Raw genomic sequence first — 13,797 nt, 5'->3', positions numbered from 1 at the left:
AATGAAGGCAATAGGATGTATCTTATTTTTTGGAATGGTTTCATGGGCAGGAATTTCCCAAGAAAACAATCAAGAATATATAAAAAAAGTTTTGGAGACCCCTGAAGTGGAGCTGCTATATAGTTATTACAGTCAGGACGGAAACAATGCCGCTGTTACGGGTGGGGAGGGAACAGAAAAATTGACGGATATGACCCCAACGATCATTGTGAGCATTCCTATTGGGGAGGATAATGTTCTGAGTCTGGACGCTGGAATATCGGCCTATACCTCAGCTTCTTCCAGCAATATCAACCCTTTTGACGGCAACAATACGGCCAGTCCGTGGGTAGCCTCCTCCGGCGCATCAAGAAGTGATGCCCTAACTTATTTTCACCCCACCTTTACCCATAGCTCCAAGGATCGAAATAATATCCTTAGCGGCAATATTGCGGTATCTGCAGAGTATGATTATTTTTCCATAGGCTTCGGTGGTGGCTACACCCATCTCATGAACGAAAAAAATACGGAATTGGGAATTAGCGGACAAGTATATCTGGATACCTATAAACCACAGTACCCCATTGAATTACGGGAAGGCTTTTTTGATAATCGAATCAGTGGCAACGGCACCTATTCCCCCCTTTTCAATGAATTTGATAAACTTAATCGGAATTCGTATTCCGTTTCCCTTATTTTTTCCCAAATCATCACCAAGCGTTTTCAGGCATCCCTTTCGCTCGACTTTATTTTTCAGGAAGGATTGCTGTCCACTCCGCACCAAAGGGTGTATCTGCAGGACAGGAACAACTTTTTTATAGAAGAGTTTCAATTGGCGGACAATGTGGAAATATTGCCTGAAAGTAGGTTTAAAATTCCCCTAGGAGGCCGAATCTCATACTATTTCAACGAACTTATAAGCCTTAGGGCCTATTTCAGATACTATTACGATGATTGGGGGGTGACCGCCTATACGGGAAGTTTGGAAATACCGGTAAAAATATCGGATAAGTTTACGATATATCCTATGTACCGTTACTATACCCAAACTGCCTCCAATTATTTTTACGCCAAGGAAACGGCCTTGTCCACCTATGAATATTACACCTCGGATTACGACCTTTCGGGCTTTGACAGCAGCCAATATGGCTTGGGCGTTACCTATAAGGACATTTTTACCCAGAGCAAAGTGTGGAAATTTGGATTAAAGAGCATTAGTTTTAGGTTTAACCAATACGAAAGAACTACCGGATTAAGTGCCAGCATTTTTGAATTGGGCGCCAAGTTTATAATGGATTAAAATTTACAGAACTCTTCTGTAATGCCCCGAAAAAAACAAGGTTATTTTCAAAAAGTTATAGTACATGACAAAATTTAATTTTGCATGATTTTCCTCAATTTTTGGCCCCGACCCTAAAGGGAGAAATCAAGGAAAATCAGGCTCCCCTGCCTACCGGACAGGCAGGCTTTAGGGTTTGGGGTTAAACTGATTTTCCGAGAAACCATGTTGAAACGATTTTTGTCATGTACTTAACCAAAAAGTATAAATCACTTCCATTAAAAAACTTTAACATCTTAGGCCAATTTTGAGTTTTTTGCCCAAAACTTGGATTGATGTAGTATCTTTAGCCCCTTTTCAAACTTTACTAAAATTTATTCATGAAGAACACTATTTCCTTCCCTCTTTTTAAATCATTGACCATGATTGTTTTATTGGGATTACTGACTACCCAATGCAAACAAAATTCCAAAGAAAAAGCAGCAGTTGCAATCAATGAAACGGATATTGTAATCCCTGACGGGTTTTCCCTTGAGGTCGTAGCCAAAGATTTGGGAAATCTACGACATATGACCGTCTCAAAAAACGGGGATATCTTTATTAACCGATCCAAGCTAAAGGACGAAAAAGGAATTGTAGTCTTAAAAGATACGGACAAGGACGGAAAAATTGATGGGGAACATCAGTTTGGCAAGCTCCCCGGTACAGGAATATTGATTAAAAACGGATACCTATATGCCTCTTCCAATTCTGGGATATATCGCTATAAATTAAACGAAAACGAAGAAATCATTGACGTCGATAATCCAGAGAATATAGTAGACGGATTGGCGGATAAAGGCCGGGACAATGCAAAATCATTTGTAATGGACAATAATGACAATATTTATGTCACTATAGGCTCCTGGAACGATTCCTGTCGCGAAGAAGGCACTGGAAAAGGTATTATGCCCTGCGCTATCCTGGATTCGGCAGGGGGTATCTGGCAATTCAAGGCCGATAAACTAAACCAATCCTTTTCCGATGGAAAACGCTATGCCACCGGAGTAAAAAATGCGGTAGCCACAGCCTGGAACAACAAGACCAACTCCTTATTTGCCGCCGTACATGGCCGGGGAGCATTCCATGATTTTTATCCAGAACTCTATACGGCCAAGCACAGTGCCGAGCTTCCTGCGGAAACTTTGTTTGAACTTAATCAAGGGGATGATGCCGGTTGGCCCTATATCTATTACGACCAGTTTAAGAAAAAGAATATACTTGCTCCGGAATATGGGGGAGATGGCGAAAAAACAGGAAACGAAGACGTTATAGATCCTATAATGGCCTTCCCAGCACATTTGGCACCCAACGACCTACTTTTTTACACAGGTACCATGTTCCCTGAAAAATATAGAAATGGCGCCTTTATTGCTTTCCACGGACAGTCCCCAGAGTTAAAAAAAGGATATTTCGTGGCCTTCATCCCTTTTAAGGATGGCAAGCCCAATGGGGATTGGGAAATTTTTGCAGACAATTTTTCCGGCATTGACCTGGCAAATCCCAGCGGCCCCATTCAGCACAGACCCTGTGGGTTGGCGCAAGGACCTAATGGCGAATTGTATGTAAGTGAAGATTTAAATGGTACCGTATACAAAATATCCTATTGATAAACATCGAGGCAATGACCTAAATGCCATCACATACCTCTATGGCACAATGGGGCAAGTGGCAATATTGATACAAACAAATCCCTTTAGCTACTTTTCTAAAGGGATTTATTTTTGCCCAACCCCTAAACATGCATTAATGGCCAACTTTTGGAACGGACTACTATAGCGTTCCAGGTGATGCCCCATTTATAGTTTGGCAATCTTGCTCCAAAAAAGTCGACTTAAAGCTATTCCCCTCCTATTTGTCCCTCTACACGAGCCGATTTATGAAAATCTTAAGACTCCAAATATTTAATTATTGTTATTTTTAAGCGGTAAAAATGATTAAACAATTAAAAAACAACTGTAAAACTATGAAAACAGTATTAACAGCACTTTATTTTTTTTGTGGAGTAACCCTACTACAAGCGTCACCGACAACTGAAATTGATGATTTGGAAGTAGGTTCGGTATTAATGATCGGAAGTCCATCGGCAAATCTGTATGAACATATAGAAGTACCAAGGATGAATTTCATCATTAAGAAAGGCGGTATACCAAACTACAAAACACTTTTCGAAAGCAAAGTGATCATTTCGAAAATGGAAGAGATGCCAGATGGTAGTAAGGTAGTACACCTAAAGCGGAAAAACGGAAAACGCTTTTTCAATAGCCATAGCTATATAAAAGCCAAACTAAAAGAAGCTTTGGATGCAGAGGAGTTGGTCCGACTTTAATTGGTACGCCAAATGCTATACTTTCAAAACTCAATAGTGTAGCAACGTAAAAAACATTCCCCCATATCAAAAACCCTTGGTTCCTAGTTCTAAGGGTTTTTGACTTTTTAGTAACTTGATCTAGGAGAAACTGAAAATCGGCCTAAATAAAAGTACTCCTTAAAAAACAATTAACGCTAGAGGAGCGGAGGCCCTTTCCACCCATTATATTCTTCCATTTTACCCCCTTTAACTTTTATGGCCGTTAAAACTAAATAGTTATATTTATACGAATAATCAATTTTGGACCAATACCATGAAAAATCCGCTTCGGATGGCCCGTTTCCTCGCTACATTAATTTTCGCTTTACTCTGCATATTCCTCTTCCCCCAATGCGAAACACAAAAAAAGGAACCTGAGTTTTTGATGCGGACCGCCCTATTGGTAAATGAGGAACATACCTGGTACAAGGCCTTTGCCTTTTTTGCGGAAATTGTGGAAGAACGTTCCAAAGGCCGTATCAAAGTAGAGATATATCCCTCCGAACAATTGGCCAAAGAGATCGAGGCCATTCGCATGATACAGGCCGAGGTTATTGATATGACCACAACGGGATCTACCTTGACCAATTGGTTCGAGGTGGCCACTTTTTGCGAGTTGCCCTTCCTAATGAGGGACTCTACCGATATGAACCGGTATATTAATGGTCCGGTAGGGAAATTAATGGAAGAGGAAATGATCAAAAAATCAGGGCTACGCGCCCTTGGCCATTTTGAAAGGGGACCTCGGCATTTAACCTCCAATAGACCTATACGCCATCCGGACGACCTAAAGGGACTTATCATTAGAGTGCCCAATGTACCCGCATTTGTAACCACATGGAGCGCCCTTGGGGCCAAACCAACTCCCATGGCATTTTCCGAAGTCTTTACTTCCCTACAACAGGGTACCATAGAGGCCCAGGAAAACCCATTTGCCATGATTCATAACGCAGGATTTTCAGAAGTACAGAAATACCTCAACCTAACCGGGCATGTCATTAGTTGGGTCTACCCGGTAGTGGGCGAAAAGCAATTTCAAAAACTGCCCCCGGACCTTCAGGAAATTTTTCTACAGGCAGGGAAAGAAATGCAGGCCTTTGAACACCAGCTCTATCTGGAAAATGAGAAAAATGTACAGGAAGAACTTAAGGCTTCAGGAATGCAATTTATAGAGGTGGACAAGGAAGCCTTTGCAAAAAAATGCGAAAAGGCCATTTATGAAAGTCTCTCTCCCGAAATACAAAAATTATATAGGGAACTAAAAAATGACGAAGACGATGTTAAATAAAAACATTGGCCGCCTGCTCAAAATGGGGACCTTACTAAGTACATTTGGCCTACTTTTCACCGTTATGCTTCAAATAATTTGTCGGTTTTCACCCATTAACACCCCACCTTGGACCGAGGAGGCTTCCCGTCTTTTCTTTATTTATGCGATGTCTTTTGCCGCCGGTCTGGCCATGAAGAACGAATTTTACGTGCACTTGGACATGTTTTACAATCAGTTTCCGGAAAGGATCAAAAGAACATTGAACATGGCAGTACCTTCAATTACCCTGGTCCTTTTTGTTGTTATGGCCATATACGCCATTAAATTCGTGATTTTGGGACTATCGGAAAAATCCCCGAGTATGGGCCTCAATATGGGAATCGCCTTCTTTAGCATCTTTATAATGTCATCATCAATAAGTTATTACCTCATAAGAAAAATTATGAACATTAAGAAAAGTTCTAAACCATGATTTGGATCCTGGTCATCGTTTTTATTCTTGGTCTAATACTTCGCTTTCCCATTGCCTTTGCTTTGGGACTTGCCTGTTTAAGCTATTTGGTGGTCAAAGGGGTACCGTTGATCCTAGTACCCATGAAAATGTACTCTGGCATAGATGTCTTTGTCCTGCTCAGTGTTCCCGGGTTTATCCTTGCAGGAAATCTGATGAATCAAGGGGGGTTGACCGAAAAAATAATCAAGTTCTGCAACCACCTTTTGGGCCATATTCGCGGTGGCCTTTCCCTTGTCAATATTGGGGCTTCCATGCTTTTTGCCGGAATATCCGGTACGGCCATTTCGGATACCGCCAGTATGGGCTCCATTATGATCCCGGCCATGAAAAAGGAAGGTTACGATACGGACTTTTCATGTGCCGTTACCGCGGCCTCCTCCACCATTGGGCCCATAATTCCACCCAGTGTACCCATGATCATAGCGGCCACCTTGAGCGGCCTTTCCGTGGGGAAATTGTTTTTGGCTGGAGCGCTTCCCGGTCTGTTATTGGGTATTGGCCTCATGTTGACCGCCTATTTTATATCCAGGCGAAAAAAATACCCCAAGCATAAGCGCAGTAGCCTAAGGGATGTGGCAGGAAGTTTTGTGGACACCTTTTGGTCGCTCTTGATGACCTTCATTATCCTTTATGGAATTGTGGGCGGCATATTCACCCCAACGGAAGCCTCTATTATCGCCGTAGTCTATGCCATGGTAATTGGGAAATTTGTGTATAAAAAATTGAATATGAAAAACACCCAGGTCATTATCCTGGACAGCATGAAAACATCGGCTTCCCTAATGGTCTTGGTAGGTTTTGCCAATCTATTTGGATATATATTGATTACGGAACAAATTCCACAGGAGATCTCCATGGAAATTTTGGGATTTTCGGACAATAAATATGTAGTTCTCTTGCTGATCAATCTGTTACTGATAGTAGTCGGTACCTTTATGGAGACCATTGCCGCCTTATTGATCCTATTTCCTATCCTGTTGAAGGTGGCGGTCGCCGTAGATGTTGATCCCATACATTTTGCCGTGATTGCCGTGCTGAACTTAATTATAGGTTTAACAACGCCACCAGTTGGGGTTTGCCTTTTTGTAGCCTCCAGCATAGGAAAGATTTCCATTGGAGCGGTAAGCAAGGCTGGACTTCCATTTTTATTGGTGAGCTTTTTGGTATTGATTCTAGTGACCTTGTTTCCATGGTTATCCCTCGCATTGCCCAACCTTTTTATAGATTGACCAATAAGTTCCGGATCTAATTTGAAATTATTTTGAAAATAGATTATTATAGAACCCTTTTAAACATTTAAAACAATGAAACCTATAAACACTGCCTTATGCTCCTTTGGAATGAGTGGATACGTTTTTCACGCTCCCTTCATCGAGGTACATCCAGCGTTCAATTTATATGGGGTTTGGGAAAGGACCAAAAACAATGCCCAGGCCAAATATCCAAATATAAAGACCTTTCGCACCCTGGAAGAAATGCTGGAAGACCAAAATATTGAACTGGTAGTTGTGAATACCCCAAGTGTTACACATTATGATTTTACCAAGCAGGCCATAATTTCAGGGAAAAATGTCATTGTAGAAAAGCCGTTCACCGCCACTGTAAAACAGGCGGAAGAACTGATACAGTTGGCCAAGGAAAAAAATGTGGCACTTTCCGTATACCACAATAGAAGATATGACAGTGATTTTAAAACCGTGAAAAAAATCCTCGATGAGGGATGGCTGGGAAATATTGTTGAAGCAGAGATCCATTATGACCGTTATGACCCAGGGCTGAGCTACAAGCTTCATAAGGAAGTCCCCACGGCCGCCGTTGGAAGCATCTATGACCTGGGCTCACATTTGATAGACCAAGCATTGGTATTATTTGGGATGCCCACGGCCCTATTTGCAGATCTGGATACTTTTCGCCCAAATTCCAAAGTAGGTGATTACTTCGATTTAAAATTATTCTATGATACCCATAGGGTTATATTGAAATCCAGTTATTACGTTCGGGAGAAATTGCCCGGAAATATTGTTCACGGAACCAAGGGCACCTTTGTTAAGTCCAAGGCCGATATTCAGGAAGCGGAACTACAGGCCGGAAAAATTCCGGGCTCCAAAGACTGGGGGGTGGAACCGGATGGGGAAAAAGGATTATTGCACACCGAAAAGGAAGGTAAAATTATCAGGGAACACCTACCTACCCTAAACGGGGATTACATGGAATACTATGAAGGTATTTACCAGACCTTGCGAAATAATGCATCGGTCCCGGTAACAGGAACGGAAGGAAAGAATGTAATTAAAGTAATTGAAGCAGCTTTGGAAAGCAACAGGGACAAGAAAGTAGTCCCATTATAACATTACGAAGACATGCCTCTCTAGCTTTGACCGTACAATTTGGGTGACACAATCAAGGGAAAGCAATAGGACATAAAATAATTTATAGTATTTTTGTGCAATCGATTACATTATTGATGGAAGATGATCAGAAAAGGTTTTTAAGGCGTCCTCAAAAAAATTAAAGGCAACAAATTAAAAAATGCCACAATAAAAAATCTATTGATTAAGATTTAAAATATATGGCGTATAGCAAACCTTAATCTTAAAAACATGAAATGAGCCATAACAATAAAGTTGATACCTCCCGATAATTATCGGGACGAAATGTTAATAAGCGAAACCGAAGGTTCACAAACCCATTAATAATAAAAAATTGATGTGTGTAATTACACTCGCCAGACAACAATAAATACCAACAGATGAAAATAGTAAACAGAACTAACGCCCATTTAGAATCTAACCTGCCCATTAAGGTCGTACAATTTGGTGAGGGCAACTTTTTAAGGGCCTTTGTGGATTATGCCTTCCAAAAATTAAATGAAAAAGCCCATTTTAATGCGGGCATAGCGGTGGTACAGCCCATTGATCGGGGCATGGTAAAAATGCTGAACGCCCAAGATGGATTGTATACCCTGTTTATGAAAGGTATTCAGAAAGGCAGGGAGATTCAACATAAAGAACTTATTACCAATATTGTAAAAGGAATCGATCCCTATAGCAATTTTAAAGATTATCTCAATTTGGCGCGGGAAGAATTGCTTCAGTTCATTGTTTCCAATACTACCGAAGCGGGCATAGCCTATGTGGAAACCGACACCATGGATATGCAGCCCCCAAGTTCATTTCCTGCCAAACTCACGTTACTTTTACACCATCGTTTTCAATATTTTAAAGGGGATGCCAATAAGGGCCTGACCATAATCCCCTGTGAATTGATCAATTATAATTCGGACAGTCTTAAGGAAATCATCTTAAAATATGCCGATGATTGGAAACTTGGCGACGCCTTTATTACATGGCTCAACCTACACTGCTCCTTCCATAACACCCTGGTGGACCGAATTGTACCGGGCTATCCCAAAGATGACATTGAGGCCTACAATGCCCAACTATCCTATAAGGACCATTTAATAGTAGCGGCGGAAACATTTTTTCTATGGGTGATTGAAGGTGATGACGCACTTAAGGACAAGTTGCCCTTTCATAAAACCGATCTGGACGTAAAGATTGTAGCGGATATGCAGCCCTATAGGACCAGAAAGGTTAGAATCCTAAACGGCGCGCATACCGCTATGGTCCCCTTTTCCCTTTTATACGGCAATGCCACCGTAAAGCAAACCGTAGACAACGATTTTACCGGTGGCTTTGTAAACAATGCCATCTTTAACGAGATCAACCCAACCCTCCCTATGGATAAAAAGGAACTGGACCAATTTGCCGAAGAGGTTTTGGATCGCTTTAGAAACCCGTTTATTGTCCATAACCTATCCAGTATAGCCCTCAATTCCATTTCCAAATTTAAGGTAAGGGTACTACCAAGTTTATTGGAATACGTTGCCCTCAACAAAAAATTACCCCTCCACCTCACCTTTGCCTTTGCCGCCTTGATCAGATTTTACAAAGGAAGCTGGAAGGGTGAAAAATTACCGGTAAATGACAGTGCGGATATTGTGGATGTGTTTGCCGACATATGGAAATCCAATAATTATAGGGAAATAGCTACAAATGTCCTGGGCAAAACAAGCTACTGGGGGGAAGACCTGAACCAAACGGAAAACCTTACGGATGCCGTAGCGGTAGCCTTGGAGGAAATTGACACCCACGGAATAGAAGGGGGGTTTGCCAATTTCAGCAAAAGGTTCTAAGGAAGAACTAACAGAATATGTAATGAAATGGGTTTTGGAACGGAATGGAATTCCATGGCGCAGAGGTGTATCCCTTAAAAATCAAAGCGCGAAGAATTGGGATAATTGATTCAAGCCTTTTGAGAGAATGTCTAAGTTTTTAATGACGATTTTCTCACAATCAGTTCCGGTGTCAGCACAATATTTTTGGCTATTTTGATGTCCTGGATATTGCTTACCTCTTCCAAAAATACCTGGGCCGCCACTTTCCCCATTTCCATAGGAAACTGATCCACTGAAGTGATGGTCAATTCCATAAACTTAGTAAATGGCTCATTGGAGAATCCAACAATACATATGTCCTCCGGAATGCCAAGTCCGCGCTCCCTTATTTCCTGCAAGGCCCCCAAAGCCGCAAAATCACTGGAAGAAAAAATAGCATCCGGAGGTCTGTCCCTACCAAGCAACTCCCTAGCGGATTTTCTGCCCTCCGCCACATTGCTAATGGTTTCGATTTCCAAACTTTCGTCGAATTCAATGCCATTATCGAGCAAAGCCTGCCTATACCCTAAAAACCTATTGTTGAAAATCTCAAACTTACGGTCGTTGTACAGATGGGCTATACGCCTGCAGCCCTGTTCTATTAGGTGTTTGGTGGCATCATATCCTCCCTTGAAATCATCTATGGTTACAGAACTAACCCCCTTTATGTCCTTCTTTCTATCAAAGAACACCAATGGCGTTCCTTTATTTTTTAAAAGTTTGTTAAACCCTTTATCTTCCTCCAGATCGGCATTGGAAATAGACATTAAAATGCCATCTACCTGAACATTTAAGAGGGAATTTATTTTTTCAATTTCCAAATTTTCCTGGTTGTGGGTCTGGCAGATAATGACATGGTAGCCCTTGGGATACAATTCTTCTTCAATGCCACGTATAACGGTTGAAAAGAAATTACTATCAATTCTGGGAACTATGACCCCTACATTATAACTTTTTCCACTTTTTAGGGCCAAAGCCAACTTATTCTGTTCATAATTCATTTCCAAAGCCGTCTCCAAGACCAACTTGCGGGTGTTTAAACTTATTTTGGCATTGTTGTTCAAGGCCCTGGAGACTGTGGCAGCGGTTAGACCAAGTTTGGCCGCAATATCATATATGGTCGTTTTCTTTTCCATGAATTGAGTACATCTTATAACAATATCCCAAAGGCTGGCTATGAATTGAAAAGAAAGGGATCCCTATTATAATCGTATTTTAGGTTTAATCCTGGCAAGATATACTAATTTGGTTATTTGGTTGTAATGGATTGCAATGTAAGTCTGAAAGTATTTTAGTTACAATCGTATTTTTCCACAAACTCTTTCTTGGCCGTTGTTAATACCAGATGAGGTCTGTTGTTTAATGGAATACTTTTGTCGTTTGCAGAAAATACCCAAGCTGTCCCAATAAAAAGATTCATATTTGCAATTCTTACAATGCCATTATAAACCATTAAAGGAAACTATGAAAAAAATATTGGTACATATGTTCATCGCCAGTTCTTTAATCCTCTTTTGCCCCATGGCCATGGCGCAACAAGGCACGGTTACCATAAAGGGAACCGTGGTGGAGGAGTCCAGCGGACAGCCCATTGCATATGCCACGGTAATGGTAGGGGATAACGAAACCAAAAAACCCATAAGTGGTACTACCACTATGGATGATGGTCGTTTTAGCTTGGAGACCGCTGCTACCGAATACTATATAGAAGTAAGTTTTCTTGGTTTCCGGACCAAAACATTTGGACCACCACCAACCCAGGGCAAAATTATAGATTTAGGGAAAATAGCCCTTTCGGAAGATGTGGAACAATTACAGGAAGTAGTGGTACAAGGTGAAGTTTCGCGTACCGAATTTAAATTGGACAAACGGGTATTCAACGTAGGCAAAGACCTCAGTACTACCGGGGCAAGTGCCTTGGAAGTTTTAAACAATGTACCATCCGTTAACGTTAATATGGAGGGCCGCGTTAGCCTAAGGGGCAGTCAGGGAGTGCAGATCCTCATCAATGGCAAGCCGTCCATCATTGCCAGTGAGGAAGGAAATGCCCTTGGGACCATTACGGCGGATATGATCGAAAAGGTAGAGGTAATGACCAATCCTTCGGCCAAATATGATGCCGAGGGTACTTCCGGTATAATCAATATTGTATTAAAAAAGGAGGAACGCAAAGGCCTTAACGGTTCCATCTCTGTGAATACCGGGGCCCCAGATAGCCATAGTATTGGGGTTAGCCTAAATAGGAGAACCGAGAATTTCAACTTGTTCACCCAATTGGGAGCAGGGCTTCGGGATTTGCCCAACGATATTGAAACCAGAAACGTAGATTTGGAAAACAACATTACCGTTCTTAGTACGGGTACCGAGTACCGGAATGAAGCCTATTATAATTTTGTCTTGGGAACGGACTATCACATTAATGATAACAATGTACTGACCCTCTCCGGAAACTTTGCCATGGAAATAGAGGACCAACCCTCCAACACCAGTTTTGTGTCCCTGGATTCCAACAATGCCATTGGCTCGGAATGGGAACGCACCGAAGTTACAGATGCGAGAAACCCAAAATTTCAATTTGAACTACAGTACAAAAAGGAATTTAAAAACCATGAGGACCATACCCTACTTTTTAGCGGACTGGGAAATTTCTTTGGGAAGGACCAATCCTCCGAATTCCTCAACAGCACTATTTCCGGAGCGGATAATGATTCCAGGCAACAGACAAGAACCGATTTCAAGGAAGCCATATATACCTACAAACTGGATTATACCAATCCTATTTCGGACGAATGGACCTTGGAAACCGGAGCCCAATACGTAATGAACGACGTAAGCAATGATTTTGAGGTAAATAATTTCATAGATGGAGCCTTTGTCAACGACCCTGGTCTGACCAATGTTTTTCAATTCGACCAAAAGGTGCTGGGCCTATACGGTACAGGATCTTATGAAGGTAAAAAATGGGGCGTAAAAGGAGGCCTGCGCTTGGAACATACCGATCAGAATACCTTGCTCGTCACAACGGACTCTGCCAACGATGAAAACTATGGCAACTTTTTTCCCAGCCTTCATAGCTCCTATAAATTCAGTAACAAGATTTCCATTCAGGCCGGCTATTCCAAACGAATATACCGACCCAGAATGTGGGATTTGAACCCTTTCTTCAATATCCGGAACAATTATAGCATACGCCAGGGAAATCCCGAATTACAGCCCGAGTTTACCGATTCCTATGAGGTAACCAGTATATACATTTTAGGTCCTGCCAGTATCAATTTTGGGGCGTACCACCGTTATACCACAGACGTCATAGAGGGCATTACCACCTTTGAAAACAACATTAGCACCAGCAGGCCCGAAAATATTGGAACCAACAAAGCTTATGGTATCGAATTCAATGCAAAATATAGCCCTGCAAAATGGCTTAGCCTGAACGGGGATTTTAATTACAACAAATTTCAAAGGGATGGTATCTTCGAGACCACTGTTTTCGATTTTAACAATGACCAATGGACTTCCAAATTAATGACAAAAATTAAACTTCCATCGGATTTCGATATGGAAATGACCGGCAATTACCAATCCAGTTACCAAACCGTACAAAGCAACGTTAGCGATATGCTCTTTATGGATATGGGGCTGCGAAAAAGTATCCTGAAAGGCAAGGCCGTCCTCAATTTAAGTGTGAGGGACCTGTTCGCCTCCAGGGTAGACGAGAGCCAAATTGCCCAGGCCAATTACGAAGTGTACAATCGCCGTCAACGCGGTACATTTGTAGCCCTTGGTTTTAGCTATGGCTTTGGTAAGGGAGAGGCCATGCAGTATTCCGGACAGAACAGAATGTAACCAAATCCCGGTTTTGGGCCAACACAAAATCCTTGATCAATCCCGGTTCCATTTAATCTTCCCCTTCTATTGGGAAACAGTGCACGGCATATCATTTCCCTTTATCACCCTAAAAATGGTGACGGGCAATTTGTTGTTATTTTTCCAGCCATCAAATATGATAACAGTGACCCACCCTTACCATTATGGGAAATCGCTTATATCTTGGAACCTGGCCCAAATAGGACATACGCCAAATTCTCAAAATAGGTTCACAATTCCTAATCAAGTCGTTTATATCTACATCGATTTTTCCAATTGTAAA

10 protein-coding genes are annotated in these 13,797 nt (G+C 41.7%); 9 read left to right on the top strand and 1 reads right to left on the bottom strand.

Going from position 1 to position 13,797, the window contains the following annotated elements:
- Window position 1 precedes the first annotated feature (1 nt).
- The 8 genes from D0S24_RS01125 to D0S24_RS01090 all read left to right on the top strand — a co-directional run bounded on the left by D0S24_RS01125 (window position 2) and on the right by D0S24_RS01090 (window position 9,626).
- A complete protein-coding gene (locus D0S24_RS01125) occupies window positions 2–1,279 on the top strand; it encodes a DUF3570 domain-containing protein (RefSeq protein ID WP_117018025.1) in 1,278 nt (425 codons plus the stop codon).
- Window positions 1,280–1,638: 359 nt separating this feature from the next.
- Window positions 1,639–2,907, top strand: coding sequence for a sorbosone dehydrogenase family protein (locus D0S24_RS01120; protein WP_117018024.1), 1,269 nt, complete (start codon window positions 1,639–1,641; stop codon window positions 2,905–2,907).
- A 356-nt stretch (window positions 2,908–3,263) separates the two neighbouring features.
- Window positions 3,264–3,626, top strand: a complete 363-nt coding sequence (locus tag D0S24_RS01115; RefSeq protein ID WP_147321413.1) for a hypothetical protein — start codon at window positions 3,264–3,266, stop codon at window positions 3,624–3,626.
- Window positions 3,627–3,939: 313 nt separating this feature from the next.
- Window positions 3,940–4,935 carry a TRAP transporter substrate-binding protein gene (locus D0S24_RS01110; RefSeq protein WP_117018022.1) on the top strand — a complete coding sequence of 332 codons (996 nt, stop codon included), beginning with the start codon at window positions 3,940–3,942 and terminating at the stop codon, window positions 4,933–4,935.
- Window positions 4,925–5,389 (top strand): TRAP transporter small permease, encoded by a 465-nt coding sequence (locus D0S24_RS01105; protein ID WP_181938001.1) that lies wholly within the window; start codon window positions 4,925–4,927, stop codon window positions 5,387–5,389. Before D0S24_RS01110 ends, D0S24_RS01105 begins: the two co-directional genes overlap by 11 nt.
- On the top strand, window positions 5,386–6,660 hold the full coding sequence (locus D0S24_RS01100; protein WP_117018020.1) for a TRAP transporter large permease: 1,275 nt from the start codon (window positions 5,386–5,388) through the stop codon (window positions 6,658–6,660). The genes D0S24_RS01105 and D0S24_RS01100 overlap by 4 nt, the downstream gene beginning before the upstream one ends.
- 75 nt (window positions 6,661–6,735) lie before the next feature.
- Window positions 6,736–7,779, top strand: a complete 1,044-nt coding sequence (locus tag D0S24_RS01095) for a Gfo/Idh/MocA family oxidoreductase (protein ID WP_117018019.1) — start codon at window positions 6,736–6,738, stop codon at window positions 7,777–7,779.
- A gap of 401 nt (window positions 7,780–8,180) precedes the next feature.
- Window positions 8,181–9,626 (top strand): tagaturonate reductase, encoded by a 1,446-nt coding sequence (locus D0S24_RS01090; RefSeq protein WP_117018018.1) that lies wholly within the window; start codon window positions 8,181–8,183, stop codon window positions 9,624–9,626.
- Between the two features lie 131 nt (window positions 9,627–9,757).
- Here D0S24_RS01090 and D0S24_RS01085 read toward each other — a convergent pair whose 3' ends face one another.
- Complete coding sequence (locus D0S24_RS01085; protein ID WP_117018017.1) at window positions 9,758–10,783, bottom strand: LacI family DNA-binding transcriptional regulator; 1,026 nt, start codon at window positions 10,781–10,783, stop codon at window positions 9,758–9,760.
- Between the two features lie 328 nt (window positions 10,784–11,111).
- Here D0S24_RS01085 and D0S24_RS01080 point away from each other — a divergent pair, with 328 nt between their 5' ends.
- Entirely contained in the window at window positions 11,112–13,493 is a 2,382-nt protein-coding gene (locus D0S24_RS01080; protein ID WP_117018016.1) for an outer membrane beta-barrel family protein, read from the top strand.
- The last annotated feature ends 304 nt before the right edge of the window (window positions 13,494–13,797 follow it).

This window comes from Arenibacter sp. P308M17 (genome assembly GCF_003426735.1).
In the GTDB taxonomy this organism is placed as follows: domain Bacteria; phylum Bacteroidota; class Bacteroidia; order Flavobacteriales; family Flavobacteriaceae; genus Arenibacter.
This window is presented reverse-complemented; position numbering and strand designations above follow the sequence as displayed.